23 protein-coding genes are annotated in these 21,296 nt (G+C 45.9%); 18 read left to right on the top strand and 5 right to left on the bottom strand.

What is annotated here, in order from left to right; genetic code table 11:
• The first annotated feature begins 33 nt into the window (after positions 1–33).
• Positions 34–1,182: an RNA-guided endonuclease InsQ/TnpB family protein gene (locus IV64_RS08170; RefSeq protein WP_083491623.1), complete on the top strand. Its 1,149-nt coding sequence runs from the start codon at positions 34–36 to the stop codon at positions 1,180–1,182.
• A 203-nt stretch (positions 1,183–1,385) separates the two neighbouring features.
• Positions 1,386–1,811, top strand: a complete 426-nt coding sequence (locus IV64_RS08165; RefSeq protein WP_057706757.1) for a bis(5'-nucleosyl)-tetraphosphatase — start codon at positions 1,386–1,388, stop codon at positions 1,809–1,811.
• A 115-nt stretch (positions 1,812–1,926) separates the two neighbouring features.
• Here the strand turns inward: IV64_RS08165 and IV64_RS14555 are convergent, their stop codons facing one another.
• A complete protein-coding gene (locus tag IV64_RS14555) occupies positions 1,927–2,076 on the bottom strand; it encodes a hypothetical protein (RefSeq protein WP_157061106.1) in 150 nt (49 codons plus the stop codon).
• 149 nt (positions 2,077–2,225) lie between these two features.
• On the opposite strand from IV64_RS14555, the gene IV64_RS08160 reads away from it, so the two are divergent.
• The 4 genes from IV64_RS08160 to IV64_RS08145 all read left to right on the top strand — a co-directional run bounded on the left by IV64_RS08160 (position 2,226) and on the right by IV64_RS08145 (position 4,932).
• A complete protein-coding gene (locus IV64_RS08160; protein WP_057706756.1) occupies positions 2,226–2,804 on the top strand; it encodes a guanylate kinase in 579 nt (192 codons plus the stop codon).
• Between the two features lie 109 nt (positions 2,805–2,913).
• Complete coding sequence (locus tag IV64_RS08155) at positions 2,914–3,354, top strand: Fur family transcriptional regulator (protein ID WP_057706755.1); 441 nt, start codon at positions 2,914–2,916, stop codon at positions 3,352–3,354.
• Positions 3,355–3,630: 276 nt separating this feature from the next.
• Positions 3,631–4,110, top strand: coding sequence for a hypothetical protein (locus IV64_RS08150; RefSeq protein ID WP_057706754.1), 480 nt, complete (start codon positions 3,631–3,633; stop codon positions 4,108–4,110).
• Between the two features lie 3 nt (positions 4,111–4,113).
• Positions 4,114–4,932 carry a DUF6681 family protein gene (locus IV64_RS08145; RefSeq protein WP_057706753.1) on the top strand — a complete coding sequence of 273 codons (819 nt, stop codon included), beginning with the start codon at positions 4,114–4,116 and terminating at the stop codon, positions 4,930–4,932.
• A gap of 196 nt (positions 4,933–5,128) precedes the next feature.
• On the opposite strand, the gene IV64_RS08135 is transcribed toward IV64_RS08145, so the two are convergent.
• On the bottom strand, positions 5,129–5,761 hold the full coding sequence (locus tag IV64_RS08135; RefSeq protein WP_057706751.1) for an HAD family hydrolase: 633 nt from the start codon (positions 5,759–5,761) through the stop codon (positions 5,129–5,131).
• 409 nt (positions 5,762–6,170) lie between these two features.
• Between IV64_RS08135 and IV64_RS08130 the strand changes: the two genes are divergently transcribed.
• The gene (locus tag IV64_RS08130; RefSeq protein ID WP_083491622.1) at positions 6,171–7,364 is read left to right on the top strand and encodes an aminotransferase class I/II-fold pyridoxal phosphate-dependent enzyme; all 1,194 of its coding nucleotides are present in this window, start codon (positions 6,171–6,173) and stop codon (positions 7,362–7,364) included.
• 2 nt (positions 7,365–7,366) lie between these two features.
• A complete protein-coding gene (locus IV64_RS08125; protein ID WP_057706750.1) occupies positions 7,367–8,359 on the top strand; it encodes a D-2-hydroxyacid dehydrogenase in 993 nt (330 codons plus the stop codon).
• A gap of 90 nt (positions 8,360–8,449) precedes the next feature.
• On the opposite strand, the gene IV64_RS08120 is transcribed toward IV64_RS08125, so the two are convergent.
• Positions 8,450–8,704, bottom strand: coding sequence for a hypothetical protein (locus IV64_RS08120; RefSeq protein WP_057706749.1), 255 nt, complete (start codon positions 8,702–8,704; stop codon positions 8,450–8,452).
• A gap of 203 nt (positions 8,705–8,907) precedes the next feature.
• On the opposite strand from IV64_RS08120, the gene IV64_RS14365 reads away from it, so the two are divergent.
• The 9 genes from IV64_RS14365 to IV64_RS08080 all read left to right on the top strand — a co-directional run bounded on the left by IV64_RS14365 (position 8,908) and on the right by IV64_RS08080 (position 16,971).
• Positions 8,908–9,057 (top strand): hypothetical protein, encoded by a 150-nt coding sequence (locus IV64_RS14365; protein ID WP_157061104.1) that lies wholly within the window; start codon positions 8,908–8,910, stop codon positions 9,055–9,057.
• A gap of 371 nt (positions 9,058–9,428) precedes the next feature.
• Positions 9,429–10,169 (top strand): amino acid ABC transporter ATP-binding protein, encoded by a 741-nt coding sequence (locus tag IV64_RS08115; RefSeq protein ID WP_057706748.1) that lies wholly within the window; start codon positions 9,429–9,431, stop codon positions 10,167–10,169.
• A gap of 20 nt (positions 10,170–10,189) precedes the next feature.
• A complete protein-coding gene (locus IV64_RS08110; protein WP_057706747.1) occupies positions 10,190–11,026 on the top strand; it encodes a transporter substrate-binding domain-containing protein in 837 nt (278 codons plus the stop codon).
• Positions 11,026–11,667, top strand: coding sequence for an amino acid ABC transporter permease (locus IV64_RS08105; RefSeq protein WP_057706746.1), 642 nt, complete (start codon positions 11,026–11,028; stop codon positions 11,665–11,667). Before IV64_RS08110 ends, IV64_RS08105 begins: the two co-directional genes overlap by 1 nt.
• Positions 11,668–11,681: 14 nt before the next feature.
• Positions 11,682–12,335, top strand: coding sequence for an amino acid ABC transporter permease (locus IV64_RS08100; protein WP_057706745.1), 654 nt, complete (start codon positions 11,682–11,684; stop codon positions 12,333–12,335).
• A gap of 316 nt (positions 12,336–12,651) precedes the next feature.
• On the top strand, positions 12,652–13,416 hold the full coding sequence (locus IV64_RS08095; RefSeq protein WP_057706744.1) for a formate/nitrite transporter family protein: 765 nt from the start codon (positions 12,652–12,654) through the stop codon (positions 13,414–13,416).
• 33 nt (positions 13,417–13,449) lie between these two features.
• Positions 13,450–14,316 carry a diguanylate cyclase domain-containing protein gene (locus IV64_RS08090; protein ID WP_057706743.1) on the top strand — a complete coding sequence of 289 codons (867 nt, stop codon included), beginning with the start codon at positions 13,450–13,452 and terminating at the stop codon, positions 14,314–14,316.
• Between the two features lie 163 nt (positions 14,317–14,479).
• A complete protein-coding gene (locus IV64_RS08085; protein WP_057706742.1) occupies positions 14,480–15,778 on the top strand; it encodes a glycosyltransferase family 2 protein in 1,299 nt (432 codons plus the stop codon).
• Positions 15,779–15,792: 14 nt separating this feature from the next.
• Entirely contained in the window at positions 15,793–16,971 is a 1,179-nt protein-coding gene (locus tag IV64_RS08080) for a family 8 glycosyl hydrolase (RefSeq protein WP_057706741.1), read from the top strand.
• A gap of 84 nt (positions 16,972–17,055) precedes the next feature.
• Here IV64_RS08080 and IV64_RS08075 read toward each other — a convergent pair whose 3' ends face one another.
• Together IV64_RS08075 and IV64_RS08070 are read right to left on the bottom strand one after the other, a co-directional pair.
• On the bottom strand, positions 17,056–18,381 hold the full coding sequence (locus tag IV64_RS08075) for an APC family permease (RefSeq protein ID WP_057706740.1): 1,326 nt from the start codon (positions 18,379–18,381) through the stop codon (positions 17,056–17,058).
• A 465-nt stretch (positions 18,382–18,846) separates the two neighbouring features.
• Positions 18,847–20,094 (bottom strand): DUF805 domain-containing protein, encoded by a 1,248-nt coding sequence (locus IV64_RS08070; RefSeq protein WP_057706739.1) that lies wholly within the window; start codon positions 20,092–20,094, stop codon positions 18,847–18,849.
• 249 nt (positions 20,095–20,343) lie between these two features.
• Here IV64_RS08070 and IV64_RS08065 point away from each other — a divergent pair, with 249 nt between their 5' ends.
• Positions 20,344–21,231, top strand: coding sequence for a sulfite exporter TauE/SafE family protein (locus IV64_RS08065; protein WP_057706738.1), 888 nt, complete (start codon positions 20,344–20,346; stop codon positions 21,229–21,231).
• Positions 21,232–21,296 lie beyond the last annotated feature (65 nt).

Below are 21,296 nucleotides of genomic sequence, written 5' to 3'. Positions count from 1 at the left end.
AAGACAACACTAATTTGGGTGGTGATGATGCTGATGATCCGAACACAAAAAGTAAGGCTTTATCCCAATCGTCATATGAAAAAGGTACTCGATAGGCTTTGTGATTATCGCAGGTATTGTTGGAATGAAGGATTGGCTACCTGGAATGACATGTATGATTTGCATACACTTGATTCCGATAGTCCTCGCCCTAGTACTTATTCAGTTCGGAATGAATTGGTCGCGAATAAAGCTGATTGGCAATACGTGTTATCAGCGCGTACCTTACAATTGGCAATTGCTGATTTAGGAACAGCTTGGCAGAACTTCTTTGATAAGTCACAGCCTGACTGGGGTAAACCGGCGTTCAAATCAAAAAAGGCTGCGCGTCAAGGTTTTAAAACCGACCGGGCTAAAATTGTCGCGGGCAAACTTCGATTGGATAAGCCACGTGGCGTTAAAGATTGGTATGACATCAGGATTAGCAAACATACTGATTTGTCAGGCACACTGAAGGTGGTCAGTATTTATCGTGAAAATGGGAAATACTGGGCCAGTCTTCCCTTTGAGGTTGAACTTGATGACAAGCCACAAACTGGTGATAATTCAGCTGTTGATGTGAATGTTGGCCATTTAAACTACACTGTTGGTATTGTTGATACCTTGCCGAAACGGTTACGTAAGTTGTATCAGCGCATCAATTTTTACCAAAAGCAGTTATCTCATAAGCGAGTTGTGGATGGTAATAAAGCAACTAAGGGCAGTCGTTACGGTGCAATGAGAACCAAATTGCAGCGTGATTATCGTAAAGTTGCCAACATCCAGCATGATATCATGCAAAAGTTCACGACACAGCTGGTCAATAATTACGATAAAATCGTGATTGAAGACTTATCCGTTAAGGAGATGCAGATGAGTCACGTTGCTTCTAAGGGCTTACAACGGTCAATGTTTGGTTACTTTCGGCAAATATTAAGTTATAAGTGCGACTGGTATGGTAAAGAGCTTATTCTGGCAGATCACGAGTATCCTTCAACACAGCGTTGTTCAAAGTGTGGTCACATCAAAGTTGGAGCCGACAAAATTACGCTACAAGGCAATGTAACACATCGGACTAAGCATAGTGAATATGTTTGTTATAGCTGTGGCGCAATACTGGATCGTGACGAGAATGCTGTTGCCAACTTATTAGATTTAATCTAAAAAATAATAATTTAACGGGGCTGGCTAAAGCCCTTAAGCTGTCATAGTTGGTCAATGTGATTACTCCCTGGTGGAATATCGGAATACTGGCGTGATAACGGCAGCAAGCAAAAATCAAGAAAGGAAATATGTAATCTTTCTAAAAATAGAAATCAGTAATGTTTTTCTATATTTCTCCATATTTTGCATAGCAGGAACATTTGATGAGTACAGAAGTAGCGAGTGGGGCTGTGGTTTATCAGCAAAAAGATGGCCATCCTGCCTATTTATTATTGCAAAGTGCTACCAGTGATTTTTGGGGCTTTCCCAAGGGTCACTTGGAAGGCAACGAAACGTTAGCGGAGACCGCTCAACGCGAAATTCGCGAGGAGACTCAGTTAGACGTTCAACTGGATACGAATTTTAAGGCTTATACCGAATACGCCTTACCAAACGGAAACTTGAAGCAAGTGACCTTGTTTGTCAGCCAAGTGCCGACTGGTGTAGCGGTAACGCGTCAAAAAGTGGAAATCAGTGCGGTCGGTTGGTTCGATTACGCCACGGCACGTAAACGACTAACTTATGATAATCTAAAAAAGATGTTGGATCAGGCCAATGACTACATCGAAGCGCAAGACAACAAAGGCTAGTTAAAGGCTTTTAGTCAAAAAAAGACAAAAAAATTACTGGTACCGTCGCATAAACGGGCACCAGTAATTTTTAAACTAAACGTTAAAACTATTTTTTTAAAATTAATTATTGACGTTAGGCTTGAACTTCCAAGTTTGCAACTGCATCTTCGATTGTTACGCCTTCAGCGGACAATTCTGGATGAAGTTTGTCAGTTGCAACAAATAATTGGCGTTGTGTATCTAACACAATGCTGAACCAGCTGTTCGTTGTTTGAAATTTCATTTGACAAAACTCCCTTCATGAAAATTGTTTGGTTATGCTACGAGATGCTTTCATCATCTTTGAACCTTACAATTTGTATATCATACTATTATTATTGATATAACGCAAATGAAAAGCTTTACATACGACACATTTATAAGGAGATAAACATGACGTCCAAACGAATTTTTGTGATTACTGGACCCACGGGAAGTGGCAAAACAACGGTGAGCCATTATTTAAAGGACCACTACGGTGTGCCCCAGGTAATCACCCATACGACCCGGGCCCCGCGCGACGGCGAAGTTGATGGGCGGGACTACTATTTTGAAACCCCGACTAGTTTTGCAACGAAGCATTATTTGGAGCACGTGACTTATAGCGGTAATCAATACGGGTCTTCACGCGAAGGGCTAGCGGCAGCGTGGGCCAAGTCCCCATTCATTAGTATTGTGTTGGACACGGCGGGGGCGATTACGTATGCTCGGGAGTTAGGCGAACAGGCCGTCATCATTTACTTAGAAGTCCCGGATCAGGGGGCGTTAGTGGAACGGTTGACTAAACGCGGCGACCATCCCGCTCGGATCAAAAAACGGGTCGCTAGTAACGAATATCGTCGTGACCAAGAATTGCCGGCTGGGCTGGTGGGACACGCGACTGCGATAGTGAACGACGATTGGCAAGTAACGAAGCAAAAGCTAGACGCGCTTGTGCGGCACTATCAAATGGCCGATGGACCGGTAAATTAATTCACTTTCCCGAATAGCTATGCTAAACTAAATAGTAATGATTATGATTTAGAAACTGACGGCATGCTTTTAATGCCGTTTCAGTAACTAATGGGAGGTGTTGCGCCGCATGGACACAACAATTGAACAGGCCGTGGCGATTTTACGCCGCAATCAGCTGAAAATCACCAAGCAGCGGCAGGCACTGATAGACTATTTGGTCACTTACAAAGATCACTACGTTGCCATTTCGGAAGTAGACGAGCACATGCGCACGTTGTTTCCTGGAATGAGTCACAATACAATTTACCGCAACGTGAAGGAATTTGAAACACTCGGGTTATTGGAATTAAAGGCCCAGGCGAACCAGACATTGGTGAAGTACCAGTGTGATTTCAAGCACCAGCATCATCACCACTTTATTTGTTCCAACTGCGGTAAGGTGCAGGAATTAGAAGCTTGTCCGCTGGATGCGTTTGAAGCCCAACTCCCTGGTTGTACGATTACCGGGCACCGGATTGAACTCTACGGGCTGTGCGCAGACTGTACGGCTAAATTAGCGGTCGACTAACGACAAGTAGATTAAATTAAAAATCTCCTTCAGAAACTAGCGATAGTTCTGAGGGAGATTTTGTTGTCTACTAGCATTGGATTTGCCGGTTAACAACTGACGTGAGAATATGGTACAAGTACCGTTGAGAATGAAAACGACATGGCAAAGCGAGTTTAAGGCTTAGTATCGTAAAGAGTTTATTAATTTGTGGCGGAATGAGTGCATTCTTGGCCAGTCCATGGTTTAATTATTATTTGAGATAACAAACGGCATAATTAGAAAGGAATGACATTGATGGCATATCGAACACCTCCCTTTATTTCACCATTTGCAATCGTATCAATTGTATTAGCGCTTGGTGCCACAAACGTGGTGGTCAATAAAACGACTCATACGGTGAACGGTGCGGCGGCAAGTAGTACAAGTCGCGTTGTCACATCGTCTTCTGATAATAGCGATAAAAATAAACCTGATGATCAGAGTTCTAGTGATAAGGATGCATCGGACAAGTCCAGCAGCGATTCATCCAGCGATGATCAAAGTTCAAGTTCTAGCAGTGAAGAACAGAGCGATAGTAGTTCAACGACGGATGAGAGCAGTAGCTCGGCGGCTAGTTCTAGTCAAACAACGACCCACAACAGTTCGTCCAAGGCACACAGTAGCTCGGCTAATAATGATGATGATAATTCATCAGAATCATCAAGTACGACGCAGTCTAGTTCGGCAACAACGACGGAATCTGCGGATGATACGACTAGCGACGGGGGCGAATAGTGAATGTTTAGTATTTTAGATATGATCAACCACGCGCTGGGTTACGTCAACGTCAACCTTAAAATTAAGAACCAGATTTATATTGCGATTGGGATTGCCGGGAACCTTTACTTGGGTTACGTTGCAATTCGCTTGATGCAAAATGGGGCTTGGTTACGTGGCCTGCTCTACATGCTGGTCTTTTTGGTGTTGATTTACTTCATCGTGTTAAACGTGCTCTATTACTTTACCAATAAGACGGCTAAGTATGATTTATCACCGAAAATTGAGAAGCTACTAGGTGGTAAACCTAAAGAGGCGCTGGCAGCGGAGAAAAATGGCCAACAAAATCAGCAGCAACCGTATATTCCAGCTAACGGGATTTTTGATGGTCAGGAGCTGTTACCTGCAACCGTCAAGACGTCACGCGCGGAACAGGATAACGTTCATCAGATCGTTGATCAGTTACAAGCGGCGAACATTGTCCGGTTAGATTACGGTGGCTTAAGCGATAAAGAAATCATGCAACAGGCACAGGCAACGGGTGACTCGGTCTACGCAATTGGACAAGGCATCCAGATTCCCTTTTCACAATTGAAATTAGAAAACCACCACTTAGTGATTTACGCGGGGATTAACCAGATGGATCAAAAGCCCGTTGGACACATTAAACGGGTTGGGTTGACCGACGTCCACGATGCCCATGAAGACTACAAGTTGTACTTGGCGTCAACGGTGATCACCGGTGGGATGGAAAAAATTGCGGGGCGCAATTCGACCATCGAACAAGCGGGCGATTACCAAGTGACGGCTCAAGTGGCGTACGAGGATCGTGAAAGTTAAAATAGATGTTATTAAGCAAGAAAGCTGTGATACTAGTTATCATGGCTTTCTTTTTGATTTACCGCGATTACAAAAGATGCTGGATCACGCCGACGTTTTATGGACGGCTTGGGATGGCCCTATATTAGTCGGCTTTAAACAAAAAATGCAGCACAGAAATTTTGAAATTTCTGTGCTGCATTTTTATCATCTGAATTTAATTTTTAAATAATCGACCAATGTCGTCAGGATGGGCAAAGCGGTGAGCGACTTGTTGATGGTCGGCGTTGGGGTCCATCCCCCAAACGGCTAAACCAAAGTCAACGTTGGCGGCTTTAGCCGTCTGTTCGTCACTAAGCGAATCCCCGATGAACAAAGCATTTTCGGGCGCTACGTGAACGCGTTCTAACGCGGTCAGCAAGGGTAGCGGGTCGGGTTTTCGTTTTGGCGTATCATCGGCCCCAATCGTGACGGCCATCTTAGTCATCATCGCTTGGTGGGGCTGCATGCCAGCTTCCAATTCGTTGCGCCGTTGTGACGTCACAATTCCGAGTTTAACGGATGCTGGTAGCGTAGTGATCAAGTGTTCGATTCCAGGATAGAGTTGAATATCCTGGAAGTGATCCGCCATAACGGCTTCGTAACGAGCTTGGAAATGGTCAAACTCGTCAGCGGCGACGCCGAGGTCCGCCATGGCTTGTTCGGCGGCCATGGGAAAGGTCCGCTGGGCTTGTTCCTCGTTGAAGCTGAGCCCGTATTCCTTCAAAACTTGGCGCATGACCCGCGTGTACGCTGGTAGACTGTTGGTCAAGGTGCCGTCAATATCAAACATCAGTGCTTGGTAAGTCAAAATGCATCATCCCTTCAAAGTCATCTGTCTCTAGTATAGCAAATTACCTATTGACAGAGATTCTTTGAATGGTTATAGTTAGATTAATAATTGATGAGGAGCTAATGATATGTCATTACCGTTAAGTCACATAAAAAATTCAACTAGCTTTTACTTTTGGTATTTTCGCTAGTGTTTGTGCCCGCTGCTTAGGTGCAAACACGGACTCGATGTTTGCATCGATGCGGTTGCCAAAAGCTTTTTGTGATTAAACGGCGCCCATGGATGTTTGAAAATTCCAAGGGTGGCTAAATAAGTGTTTTTTAGTGGCGCACCCTTTGAATTTTCAAAGGGTGCGTCTTTTTTGACGCAACCGAATGCCACCCACGCGACGCTCGCACCAACTTTTAAACAAACGGGAGGAACCAATATGTCAATTAGTTCAGAAACATTAGTTCAAAATATGAATCATGAAATCGCAGCCATCCAGCCATCCGATATCTTAGCTTTTAACGCGGAAATCGCCAACATTCCGGGAATTGTTCGCTTAACCCTTGGCGAACCTGACTTCGATACGCCAGAACACGTGAAGCAGGCGGCGATTCAGAGTATCGAAAACAATGAGAGCCACTACGCCCCATCAAACGGGACGCCAGCGTTACGCGAAGCGGCGGCTAATTTCTTAGCCAAGAAGTACGACGTTCACTACGATCCAGCTAGTGAAGTTATCATTACCGCTGGTGCCACTGGTGGAATCTACACCGCACTGAGTTCAATTTTGAACCCCGGTGACGAAGTCTTGATTCCAACCCCAATTTTCCCACTCTACATTGCGATTGCGAAGTTAAACGGCGCAACGCCAGTCTTCATGGATACGTCCAAAAACGGCTTCGTGCTTTCACCAGAGATGTTGAAGGAAACGTTAGCAGCTCATCCTAAGACGAAGGCGGTCGTTTTGAACTTCCCATCCAACCCAACTGGGGTCACTTACCGTGAGGATGATTTAAGGGCTTTAGCTGCCGTGTTGGCAGACAAACCGATCTTCGTTTTATCTGACGAAATTTACAGCGAATTGACATACGGCGCGACCCACGTGTCGATTGCGCGCTACTTGCCAGAACAAACGATTTTACTCAACGGGGTGTCGAAGTCTCACGCGATGACCGGCTGGCGCATTGGGATCATGTGCGCGCCAAAAGCGATTACGGCGCAACTCGGCAAAATCCATCAATTCACAGTTACGTCGACGACAACAAATGCGCAAGCCGCAGCCGCTGAAGCGTTGAGCAACGGGATGGATGACGCGCAAGCAATGAAGAAAGAATACCAAGCACGGCGCGACTACTTATACGACGCGTTAAACAAGCTCGGGTTCGAATCCGCCAAGCCAGAAGGGGCTTTCTACCTGTTCAGTAAAATCCCAGCGGGCTTGCCGCAAGATAGCATGGCCTTCTGCCGTGAGTTAGCGCACGAAGCCCGGGTTGCCTTGATTCCAGGAAGCTCATTTGGTCCTGGTGGGGAAGGCTACGTGCGGATCAGTTACGCGGCTTCAATGGACAATTTGAAGACGGCGGTCGAACGCATCGGTGAATACGTCGGTAAGAAAGCAGCGGAGGAAAAATAAGTATGAAAATTTTAATGTTCAGTGTTCGTGACGATGAAGAAGCAGCGATTAAGGCGTGGGCTGAAAGTAACCACGTCCAAGTCGATACCAATGATTTAGAATTCCATCCGGATACGGCGGAACTTGCGAGGGGTTACGACGGGGTCGTTATTCAGCAACGAAGTGCGATTGGTGACGATCCTAGCGTTTACCAAAAGCTCGCCGATATGGGCCTTAAACAGCTGACGAGTCGGACGGCCGGCGTGGATACGATTGATATTCCCGCTGCCAAGAAGGCCGGCCTGACGGTGACGAACGTCCCAGCTTACTCGCCAAACTCAGTTGCTGAAATGTCAGTTGCGCAAACGATGCGTTTGATTCGTAACTTGGAGCTCTTTGACAGCCGCTTAGGCCAACAAAACTTCCAGTGGGCCGGCTTACAAGCCCGTGAAATTCGCTCCTTAACGGTGGGAATTATCGGCGCTGGCCGGATCGGTGGGACCGCTGCCCGGTTATTCCACGGGTTAGGCGCTAAAGTGATTGCCTACGACGTCGTCCGTCATCCAGAATTAGAAGACGTTTTGACTTACGTTGATACGAAGGAAGACTTGTTGAAGCAAGCTGACGTGGTTGACTTACACGTGGACCTCAACGAAACGTCAAAAGGGTTGATCGATGCCGCAGCTTTGAAGCTGATGAAAAACGATGCTTTCATCATCAATGCGTCCCGTGGGCCCGTTATTGTAACGGGGGACTTAGTTGATGCTTTGAAGGCGGGAGAAATTGCCGGGGCAGCCTTGGATACCGTTGAGGGCGAAGCCGCGTTATTCAACCAGAACCACCAAGGTGAAGTTTTACAAGATACTAACGTTGCACAACTCATGCAGATGCCAAACGTCATGATCACGCCACACGTTGGGTTCTACACGAACTTAGCCGTTAAGAACATGGTCGACATCAGTTTGAATGACGTTCTCGCCATTTTGAAGGGTCAACCGACCGACCACGCTTTTTAAGCGTCGTTATTAAATAATCTCGATTGTGGGCACAAAAAGCGCATTCCTAAAATCTAGGGATGCGCTTTTTTAGTAATGCGGATAGTCGATTTATGAAATGGGAGTTGGGGCTAACCAGCCGTTGTCTAGCAATTGGTGGTAGTGGCGGCCGACGGGGACCCAGAGTTTAGCTTGTAAGATACTGCGGAGTTCGTCCCAAAACAGGGGATCGCGTCGTTCACTAGCAGAGAGTTTTAGTTGAAGATAGGTACCATTTTCAGTTCGTGCGATGACGAAGGGATAGAACACTTTAAAAATTTGAGCGGCAATAATGTTAGTAATCGTTGTTTTTTGGTCGAGTAACATATGCGGACCTCCTTAAAAGGTTATCGGTGATGGTTATTAACTGCAGTCTAACCATCAAAAGTAAAGAAACTGGGACTAAAGGGTTAATAATTAGTTAAATGACTAAAATGAGAATTTTTCAGAAAACGCTAAGTTAGCAGTGCTTTTAGGGGACGCCGTAAACGGTTAGACTATGGCTAAACATCAAGAAAGCAAGGATTAACATGTTACCAATTAAATTAGGTCTAGCCGTGGTGTGGTTTGCGCGTCCAGCTATCGTGGATATGACCGCGTACGCCTTATGGGGTATTTTAATGTTAATGCTGGTTGGTTATATTGGCGTTATCATTTATGAAAAATCAAAGCAGAAATAAAGTCGCATGACGAGGGTGGGCGTTGTCATGAGGGTAGGACATTAAAATAAAGTTTTTAGTAAGCGGCTGCAAAATTTAAAATTTTTGCAGTCGCTTTTTTGCTTTGAATTCCGAACAATCTACGCTGAAAAAGGAGCCTTATTCAGAATAAAGATGAAAAATGAGTTATTTTAACTGAAATAGTTTGGAAACTATCCCACTATTTTGGCTATAGCGAACAATAAAAGTATGGTTTTTGACAGATTTACTAATTATGTATTAAACTATTTAAATAGCATTAACGAAGAATAAGGGTTATTTAACTTTTAGTATTAATGCGATTATTCTTGTTCGTCAGTCCAAGACTGATAGAGAAAGCGAAGGTGACAACGATGTCAATGATCGAATTTCACAACGTGGAAAAGTATTATGGTGACTTTCACGCCCTTAAGAATATTAACTTAACAATCAATGAGGGTGAAAAAGTTGTTTTGATTGGCCCCTCTGGTTCTGGTAAGAGTACCTTGATTCGAACCGTCAACGGTTTGGAACGGGTTCAGTCCGGACAGTTGTTAGTCAATGGATTTGACTTGGCGGACCGGAAAACCGATATGAACAAGATTCGGAAAAATGTCGGGATGGTTTTTCAACATTTTAATTTATACGCTAATAAAACGGTATTAGAAAATATTATGATTGCTCCCCGGTTAGTGTTAAAACGGCCGGAAGCTGAAAATAAGAAATTGGCGATGGCGCTGTTAGACAGTGTCGGGTTGGCTGATAAAGCGAACAACTTACCGAGCCAACTTTCAGGTGGACAGTCACAGCGGATTGCCATTGCGCGGTCGCTTGCGATGAAGCCGAAGTGTCTGTTATTCGACGAACCAACGTCGGCGCTTGATCCTGAAATGATTGACGACGTGTTGAACGTGATGAAGTCGGTCGCCGAGGATTCCAGTATGACCATGCTCGTTGTGACCCATGAAATGGGCTTTGCCCGCGAAGTGGCTGACCGCGTGATCTTCATGGCGGATGGCGAAATCTTGGAAGATGATGCCAAGGAAACCTTCTTTGACGGGCAACCAGCTAACGAACGGGCCCGCCAATTCTTGAGCAAGATCATCGCACACTAAGTAAGCGGGGAGGCATATGAATGAAAAAGTTGAAACGAATAACGAGTGCGCTCGGGATACTTAGTTTGTTGGTGATTGTACTAACGGCGTGCGGTTCCCGTAAGTCGTTGTCTCAACAAGACGTTTTACAAAATGACCGGGCGAACAACACGATTACTTGGGGCGTCAAAGCGGATACGAAGCTGTTTGGCTTGATGGACGTGAAGGACAACCAGGTTAAGGGCTTTGACGTGGATATTGCCAAAGCGGTGACTAAGCGCGTTTTAGGCAAGAACGGGCACGCTAAGTTTGTCCAAGTGACCAGTCAAACCCGAATCCCATTGTTAAAAAATGGGAACATCGACGCAATCATTGCGACGATGACGATTACCCCCGAACGTGAAAAGCAGGTTGATTTCTCACAATCGTACTTTGACGCGGGCCAGTCCTTACTGGTTAAGGAGGGCAGCAGCATCAAATCTGTGAAAGATCTGAACAAACCTGGGACTAAGGTTCTCGGGGTGACCGGGGCAAACTCGGTGGCTAACATTAAGAAGTTTGCACCCAAAGCCCGGGTGTTGGAATTATCCGATTACGCGCAGGCCATGACGGCATTGAAGTCTGGACAAGGCGCCGCGTTGACCACGGATAACGGGATCCTTTACGGGATGGCGACGCAAAATCCTGGCTACCAAGTGGTCGGGGGCGCCTTTACGAAGGAACCTTACGGGATTGCAATCAATAAGGGACAAGGGGACTTTAAAGCGGAAGTGAATAAAGCCCTAAAAGAAATCGAAGCGGACGGCACTTATAACCGCATCTTAAAGAAGTGGTTTGGCAACGTGCCCGGCTTTGACTATAAGGAGGCGGCGCGCTAATGATCTATATCGTAACGCATTACTGGTCTGAACTGGTTCAAGGAATCGGCTATACGTTGTTGTCCAGCGTCATTGCACTGGTCTTTAGTACCATCATCGGGACGATGTTTGCCATTTTTGAAGTGTTGCCGAATAAGGCGATGCGCGTCATCGGCCGGGTTTACATTGAAATCTTCCGAAACATTCCGTTACTGGTGATTGCGATGTTCTTTTATGTAATCATCCCACTGTACGTCGCAAAAATTGATGGTTTTACGGCTGGGACGATTGGGTTAACCATCTACACGTCGTCTTTCATCGCTGAAACGGTCCGTGCGGGGATTCAGTCGGTTGATCCGGGACAGATGGAAGGCGCCCGTGCTAACGGGATGACGTACTGGCAAGCCATGAGTAAAATCGTGTTGCCGCAAGCTTTCAAAATTATCATCCCGCCGCTAGGAAATCAGTTCATTAACTTGGTTAAGAACTCGTCGGTGCTCGCGTTCGTCGCTGGTTTTGATCTGATGTATCAGGCCAACTCGATTGCGTCACTGTCACTCGATACGATCAATAGTTACATGGTCGTCGGGGTCTTTTACCTTGTTATCACGCTGCCGCTGAGCTATTACATGCGGCACCTTGAAAAACGGCTCGCAAATTAAAGGGGGCATTCAGCATGCAAAATTTTATTCAAGCCTATTCGTGGGTTAACATCCGTTTCTTGCTCGAAGGCCTCTGGGTGACCGTGGAAGTTTCCGTGGTCTCCATCATTGCTAGCTTTATTATCGGGTCAATTCTCGGCGTGTTACGCTACGTTAAAATTAAGTATTTATCCGCGGTCATCGGTTTCGTTGTTGACATGGTCCGCAACTTACCGTTAATTTTGATTATCTTCTTTACGTACTTTGGGTTACCGCACTTGGGCTTTAAACCGGGGATCCTATTCGCAACGATCCTCGCCATGACGATCTTTGAATCGGCCATGCTTGCGGAAATCGTTCGCTCCGGAATTTTGGCTGTTGATTACGGTCAGATGGAAGGGGCGCGTGCAAACGGGATGACTTACGTTCAGGCGTTATGGCACATTATTTTCCCCCAAGCTATCAAGAAGACAATCCCAACGATTGTTAGTCAATTTATCTCATTAATTAAAGATACATCGCTGGCAACCATCATTGTTTTGCCGGAATTGTTAAATCATGCGCAAATCATTTACGGTCAAAATACGGCTTACATCATTCCAATGTTTGTTATGATTGCGTTGATGTACTTCGTCATTTGTTACGCGCTATCCGTATTGTCACGAATTTTAGATAAAAAATTAGCATAAGAATAAGAGTGTGACAAAAGGCGGTCAGTTTGCGATCATTAACGTGAAATCAGCGATTATTCCTGGGTTTGGAATGGTCGCTGATTTCGGATTAAGCGGAACAAATTGCCTTTTGGCGCACGTTTTGACCATAATAATAGGAAGAGCCATTCAGAAATATCATATTTCTGAATGGCTCTTTGAGTTTTATCCGAATCCTTTTTTTACGTTATCTTGTGACTTTTTTAACAAATGTTATTTTTTTAATAAAATAAAGTGAATTATCCAGTATAATGTCCGTAACAAGCGACAGTAAGATTAAAAGGAGGCGGAAGTCGTGTTTGGTTCAGATGAAGTGATCACACAGGCAATTGATAAGGGACAAGCGAAAGTTAAGTTAGCGATAGGTGCTAAGTTAATTCTAGGATTCTTTGGTGGGGCGCTGATTGCGCTCGGCTTTCTCGCTGATGTTCGGGTGGTGGCCGCCGTGCCGAAAGCCTGGGCGAGTTTTGCACCGGTTCTTGGTGCGGGGGTCTTCCCGTTAGGTCTCATTGTGATTCTGCTCATGGGCGGGGAGTTGGTGACTGGCAACATGATGGTCGTCAGTTTATCGGCTTACGATCACAAGGTTAGCTGGCGTGATTTTTTAGTGAACTTATTAGAAATTACAATTATGAACTTTATTGGGGCCGCGTGCGTGGCATTCTTTTTAGGCCACGTCACCGGTTTAACGCATGCGCAACCCGTCCAAGCGACGGTGATTGCCATGGCACAGTCGAAAATCACCATGCCGTTTTGGGCGAGCCTCGTTTCAGGGGTCGGCTGTAACTGGCTGGTTGGGATTTCTGTTTGGTTGGCAATGGCTGCTAAGGACGGTGCCGGTAAGATGCTTGGCATCTGGTTACCAATCATGGCCTTCGTTGCCATTGGATTTCAACATAGTATTGCCAATTGCTTTTTGATTCCAGCAGCGATTTTTGAGGGTGGCGCGACCTGGGGGCAGTTCGTGACCAACATCATACCAGTCTATTTAGGCAATATTATTGGCGGTGCCGGCGTGGTCGGCGGCTTGTATTACTTAAGTTTACGCAAGCTTCGTTAGGAAAGCTAATCATCACTATGGGGGATTTACAATATGAAGCATCAAATGATTGATAACGTTGTTTTTATGGGGATACTCGCCGTTTTGGCGTATCAGTACACGTTACTATATTTTAGTGTCATCAATGGGTCTTGGCTCAACTTTGCGGTCGTCGCGGGAACTTTTGGCATCGGCCTATTGTTAGGACGGTCAACTTACATTATTTTGGGTGGTATGCTGTCGTTTGTTGGGATGAGTGCCGGCGGATTAATGCTGGTCATGCCCTATACCCGAGAAATGTATCTGTGGGCCGCAATCGCGCTATTAACGATTACGCCGCTAACGACCTACTTAACGTTCTTGTTAGACCACCATTTATTGAAACGTAAGGCGCTGGCGGCAACCCTGAGTGATTTAGAACGTGCCAAACCGGACTTGGAACTCATTACCGGAGCACAAAATAAACACGCGCTAAATACCGCGGTTAACCGTGAAATGAAGCTAGTCTGGCACCATGAGCGGAATTACCGTTTTACGTTAACGATGGTCAAGATCGATTTCTTGGAAAACGTCGTCAACTATTTAGGTAACCAGCAGTTTAACGCGCTACTGCGAGCAATGGCTAAACACTTGGATGAGTCACGTTACGCGGAAGACCAGTTGTATTACTTGGGCGCCGGAAAGTTCATCATCTTGTCACCGATGCTCAGCCGCGCTAATGCGCCAACGATGCGACATAAGTTCAAGGCGAACGTCGCAAAAGTTGCGGGGGGAATCGGGTTGGAAAGCAATGCGCTTATTTTGCGAGTCGGTCAAGTCACCTATTCAACGCAGCACATGGTACGGGAATGTAATGCTACCAAAGCGTTGGCACAACTGGAACGGAACGCGGAAACTGATATTGCCAGAGAGTATTTATAGGAGAAACAACGAATGAATATGGAATTAGAAAACTGCCTGTGGGTTATGCCCATGTGTACGATTGTGACAGTTCTCTTAGCTTTGACGGTAATTACCCTCGGGCTGTGTTGGTGGCGGATTTTTAGACTGACCGTCCACCGGTTCAACAAGGAGGACCGCCGCTGTGATTAATACGTTATACATCATTGCGATTCTCTCAATTTGGTTATCCGTAACGGTGACCGTGATGACGTTAATTGGCGGTGTTTGGTTTATTTTTAAGCAATTGAAGCAGAATAACTCGGCCACGTTGGCGCCTTTAAAACGGACGCCCAGCGTGACCATCGTTGTTCCAGCCCATAATGAAGAATTGGTGATTCAGGCAACCGTCCGCGCCATTCTTAACTTGAATTATCCGGCAAAACGGGTCGAAGTCCTCGTTTACGCGGATAATTGTCAGGATCAGACCGCGGTACAGGTTCGTAAGTTAAAAGCAACACCAGAATTTGCGGGACGTGACTTACAAGTGATTGAACGAACGGGGACGGGTGGCAAGGCCGGGGTCTTAAACGACGCCTTGAAAATCGCACACGGTGAATACTTGTGTGTGTACGATGCGGATGCGGCGCCAGAAGTGAACGCACTCTACTTCTTAATTCAGAAAGGTTTAGAAGACCCTGAACGCTACGCGGCGGTGTTTGGCCGCAACAAAACCCGGAATTACCAGCAGAACTTTTTGACGCGGTGTATTCACTTAGAAATCGTGAACACGCAGCGCATTCAACATACCGGTATGTGGCAGTTGTTTAAGATTGGCCGGATCCCGGGGACGAACTTTATTATCAAAACGCAGGTCGTGCGTGAGTTGGGGGGCTGGAATAACGGGGCCCTCACGGAAGACACGGCGTTATCATTTCGGCTCATGCGATCGGGTAAGCTGATTGCGCTGGCGCACCGCTCCGAAGCTTTTCAGCAAGAGCCCGAGACGCTGTTTACCTACTATCATCAGCGTAAACGGTGGGCCCGTGGGAACTACGAAGTGATTTTTAGTAACTTGCGCTACTTATTTGACCGCACACCGTGGCGGGTCAAATTGGAAATTCTGTACTACGTCTGCGTCTACTTGTGGTTTAGCGTTGCTATCATCGTTTCAAACATCTTGTTTGTGACGAACACGGCCTTAGCGCTGGCTAGTATCTGGTGGCCGCAGCTCAACCCGCTCGTTTCTTTGGAGACACCACTCGCCATCGTGTTTGGGATCAACTGGTTGTTGATGTTTTATCTGTATTTGTTGCAAATGAACATTGCCTTGGCAAGTGATTACGGCCAGGCGACGGTCACTAATTTTGTGCACACGGTGATGGCTTACTTTACGTACGCTCAGCTGTTTATTGTAGTTTCAATCGTCGCGTTGTTAGAGATGTTAAGGGATAAGGTCACTGGCAAGCGCCAAACCAAATGGTATAAGACGGAACGCTTTTAACGGGGGAAAAAGAGTTGAAACGACATTGGCAATTTTTGATTGGTGGACTGAGTATCATCGCTGCTTTCGCATTGGGGGTGGGAATCTACGTGACCCAACGACCAACGGCGACGATTAAGGTCAATAAACCAATGGTCGCGAAGCACTACCGTGTCTGGAAAGGCACTTATTTACAAGGGGATTCGAACGCAAAGTTTGTCGTTACGAATCAAGACCATGACAAGAAACAGACGTTATCAGAAGCACAGGGGTACGGGATGCTGATTGCGATTATGGCGGCCAGACAAGGATTTGGCAGTCAAAAGACCTTTGATCAGTTGACCCAGTATTACGTGGATCACCAGATCTCCAAAGATAACCCGCTAATGGCCTGGCGTCAGCAGCAGGTTGGTCAACGGATGGTCAGTACGACCGCAGAGAAGACCAGCGCAACCGATGGTGATTTAGACATTGCGTACGCCTTGATCTTAGCGGACGAGTACTGGGCTCAGCACGGTAAACCGGGACGTCACGACTATGGCAAACTGGCGCGCCGGTTGCTTAAGGCCATCGCGGCGCGTGAGATCAACCCGGTGACGAAGCTACCACGGGTTGGCGACTGGGCAAAAGAAGGGCAGAGCAGTGAATTGGTGCGTTCTTCAGACCTAATCACCGCCTATTTTCGGAAGTTTGCCCGGTATACCCGTGATGGGACGTGGACCCAAGTTGTTCAGAACAGTCAAACGGTGCTACAGAAGTTAAGTGGAAAATATGAAACTGGGTTGATGGCGGACTTTGTGACGGTTCAAGGCCGCAACTTGGATGTGGGGTCGGTTTTACCTAAACAGGTAGATTCACCGTATGACCACCAGTACGGTTTCAACGCTTGCCGGGTGCCTTGGCGGGTGGCTTATGATTATCAGTTGAATCACAGTCGAATCAGTTATGACGTCACGGCTAAGATGTTGAAGTTCTTTAGACACTGTCAGCGGCCGGGAACGGTCCATGATTTAAGCGGAAACTTATTGGCACAATACGATAGTGCTGCCTTTACCGCGCCGGTTGCGTATGCGGCCTACGTGTTAAATGATCAAAAGCTGAGTCAGCGGTACGCGCCTGAATTAGATATGGGCTTGGTTAAACAAGGCTACTATCCCGCCACGTTGCACATGGTGACGTTGTTGACTAGTGGAACTCTCGGGGATGCAGATTAAGAATAAATGAAAAAATGAGCTGTGATTTTTATCACAACTCATTTTTTATTTAAGAATTAACGGTCAAATTCGATTTTAATCCGATTAAGCGTTTTGCCGTTGCTTCCAGTAATAAACGGGAATCCCGATGGCAACGATAACCAGAGAAAGAAGTACCCCGGGAAGGTCAGAACCAATTTCACTGACGATGACGAACAGGGCCCCTAAGATGGCAATGAGCGGAGTCACTGGGAAGCCAGGCGTCGAAAATGGTCGCTCGATTCCGCGCTTCCGTTTACGTAACCGGAAGACCCCGATAAAGGTCGCCACGTAGAAACAGTAAACGGTGAAGATACACAGGTCAGATAACCGATCAGGATTAAAGAAGAGAATCATGACACTCGCATAGGCCAAGATGACCAAAGTCGCGACGATCGGTTCGTGAGATTTTTTATTTAAGTAACTCAATTGTTTTGAAAATGGTAACTGGTTACGTTCAGCCATGGCGTAGACGATCCGGGGGAAGGTCATAATCTTCCCGTTTAAACAGCCCACCATTGAAACGATGATCCCGATATTGAGCAACCGACCACCAATGGTCCCGAAGGCCGCGTTGGCGAAGTAAACGGTTGTCTGTTGGCCCAACTTATGAATCGTATCAGCTGGAATAAAATGAAGAATCCCATAACTAACCAACGTGTAAGCAATTAAGACGAGTGAAATTCCAAGAATAATCGCTTGGGGAAGAATCTTTTGGGGATTCTTGATTTCTCCGCCTAAGTTGGCGACAAGAATCCAACCGTCGTAAGCGAACAGGGTGGCTAACACGGCGACCCCGAAGCTTCCGGTCGATTGGGTAACGGTATGTAAGGATTGCCCAAAGGCGTCTTGGTTACCGAAAAACAGACCGAAAATAATGATGGCGGCGATGGGGAGTAACTTTCCGAGGGTCGTCACGATTTGAAAGGCGGCGCCCCAGCGGTTTTCGAACATGTTTAAAATTCCGATTAATACAATGACGATAATGGCTAGCGGTGCCTGCCAACTCCCGTTCAAGTTGAAGAAGCCAACTAACAGGATGCCGAGGTAAGCGGCGATTGAAGCGATGATTGCGGGGCCGTAAACGACAACTTGCATCCAGCCGGACAAGAATCCCCATAATTTACCGTAGATCTCCTCCATGTAAACGTAAAGGCCACCGGTGTGTGGCATTTGGGCCCCAACTTCGGCAATGGTCAAGCCAGCCGTTAAGGTAATGAGGCCTCCTAGTAACCAGGCAAGTAGGGCCATGCCGGTGGAACCAGCGCTATCGAGTACTGATGATTGTTTAAAGAAAATTCCCGAACCAATCACGGTCCCGACAACGAGTGATAATGCTGACCAGAAGCCGAGGGACCGGTTCAAGGTCGTTTCTTGTTTCGCATCTTGCATGAAAAAGAGGTCCTCACTTTCAGAAGACCGTCCGGATAAGCCGGGCGGTCCGTTTCAAAATAGCCACAGATAATTGTTCTAAGCATAGCAGAAAATTTATGTGCTGACAATGAAAATCACATTAAAAAAATCACTTTTAAGCTTTAAATCCGAACTAATGATAACTATTTGATGTTAAAGTTCGATAAAAATGATTATTCGGCATTGCAAGCATAAATATAGTTCGACTTTTTATAAAAGTATTTATATTTAAATGTAGTTTCTACTGACCTGTCATGCCATAATTTGCGATAAAATAGCTTGATTACGCTAACTTTAAGCATACCCTGATGAATGATGATGCTGACTTAAAAGCCATAATGATATAAATTTAGCCCCCATTGGACTAGCAGGCAGCTAGGTCGATGGGGGCTAATGAGAAAATTTGTTTATTGAAGTGAATACATATCGGAAATTAGTCGGTAACTAATCCAAATTAATTGTAGCATCGAAAGTTTTAAAGTCATTGTCATCGTCGTAGTCATCAGTATCGTAACTAGCATCCCATTTTAAACGAACGCTTGTCAGGTCTTTAATACTGGATAATTTTGGCAAAATAAAGTATAGATTACCATCAGCATTGGTGCCACTGTTCATCTCACCGTCAAAATCATCACTGTCGAAATCGGCGTCCACCTGTTGACCGTCGTTAGTGCTTAGCTTGGCTTGGGTTGGGTATGCTGAAATATCACGTCCTGCATGAATATTCATGTGGACCTTTACGATTCCGTTAAACTCTTGTTTATCGCTACCTTCACCGTTAGTGTATGTTCCGTCTGTTTTGTAAACCGCAATTTTGTCGATTTTAAACGTAGAACCAGCCCAGCTACTATCACTAAATGAAGTCGTGTAAGCTTGTTGATCAGCAAGGTTAATCTTATCGTCATCAATAGTAATACTGTCGGTATCAGAACTTGATTCGGAATCAGTATCGTCGTCATCACTGTCTTCACTATCAGTATCTTCATCATCGCTATCATCGTAACTATCATCAGTGCTGGTAGTGGTTGTTGTTGGATAATCGGCAAGGGACATCGTATAAGTTGAAAAACCAATAAGGCCAGCAAAGACGGCGGTAGTTAACACCAGGATGCACCAAGTCCACCATTTCTTTACCCAGGGCTTTGATTGCCCAGATGAGTGATCGAAGCGTTTGCCGGCTTCCTTAGGTTGTTGACATAAGAAAACAATAATTAAAATTGGTCCGACAATTGGAATAAGTGATAGCCATAAATAGTGGGCTGATCGGTTGGTGTCATGGAGTCGGCGCACACCTGCTGTAAATTGCATGACTGAGATCCATGCCGAAAGTGCAGAATAAATAAGAATCAATATAGTATGTAAAATACCAGTTTGAAATGGGGTGTTATATACGTTGTAACCCAGCACAATATTTAAAATAAAGCTGATCAATACTAAGTCTAAGTAAAGCCACCAGTATTGTGGGCGAGAGATTCGTTGCGACCAAGTAAAAGTTTGTTGAACACCCAATTTCAGTGCTGTCCACATATTGTCGCGCTCTGGACGGTTAGGCTGATTGTCCATTTTGGGAGCGCTGGTGTTTTGCTTTTCAGTGGCGGACGTTGCTTCCTGGGTTGCACCACAAATAGGACAAAAAGTAGCGTTAATGGGAATCTTCTTTCCACACTTCATACAAAATTTTGATTCTGACATTGATGTTCCTCCTAAGAATACTTATACTAGGCGAAATATAATAGATATAAGTAAGATTATGTAACTGAGTAAATTATTATCACAGTTAAAAACTATCATATCATAATCAATTATATTTATTAATGAAAAAATCACAAAATATTCATATTTTTATTATCTTGACACGCGGTGCTAGTAGTAATTTATTTTGTTCCACCTCAAAAGGCGAGTATAATCTGACAAGTACGCATTAGAGAGTGGGGAAGAATTATGGTAATTGCAATCGTGGTCATTCTGACGTTATCGAGCGTCGGCTTATTTGGCTTGCTGTTAAACGGTGCAAAGCATCACGACGTTGCTATTATTGATCGTAGTTTTGGCTGGGGAATGGGCATTGGCGCGGTGACCGATTTTTTGGACACCTTGGGCATCGGTAGCTTTGTCACTTCCACAGCAATTTTTCAAGCGAGTCACTATTTAAAGGATGAGCGGCAACTGCCGGGGACCCTGAACACCATGCACGCGATTCCGACGGCGTTTGAGGCGTTGTTCTTCGTGACGACGGTGAAGGTTGACCCGTGGACGCTGATCGGTTTAGTCTTGGCGGCAACGATTGGGGCTTTGCTAGGTAGTGAGGTCATGACCAAGCTAAATCAGCGCCGAATTCAACTGATTATGGGCGTTGCACTAGTGATCACCGCTGGGCTAATGGCCGCCAAACTCCTTGGCTGGATCAACTTGCTAGGTGCGGCGAATCAGGCCACCGCGTTACGCGGTTGGTCGCTTGCCATCGGTATTGCGGGTAACTTTATTTTGGGATTGTTAATGTCCGCTGGGGTGGGGTTATACGCACCGTGCATGGTAATGGTTTACTTCTTAGGATTAACGCCGATTGCGGCTTTTCCGATTATGATGTTGTCGTGTGCGCTACTGATGCCAACGTCGGCCGTTAACTTTATTCGGCACGATCGGGTCGACTACCGGGGCCTCTTTGGGATTATTTTGGGCGGCATTCTCGGGGTCATCGTAGCGGCGACGGTCGTCAAATCGCTGTCGTTGACGGCGTTGAGTTGGCTAATCGTTATCGTAAGTTTATGGACAGCTAGTTCGCTATGGCGCGCCGCAGTTCGCAGTGGAAAAAAACAGTTAATGAAGTAGTTGCTCCGTCAGGCAGTACCGGTGTACTATGGGGTCGGTCCCAGCCGGAGTGCGGTCTGGTACCT

The sequence above is a fragment of the Lactiplantibacillus xiangfangensis genome (assembly GCF_001438845.1).
In the GTDB taxonomy this organism is placed as follows: Bacteria; Bacillota; Bacilli; order Lactobacillales; family Lactobacillaceae; genus Lactiplantibacillus; species Lactiplantibacillus xiangfangensis.
Note: the sequence above shows the minus strand (reverse complement) of the source record. Positions and strands in the feature narration are given on the sequence as shown.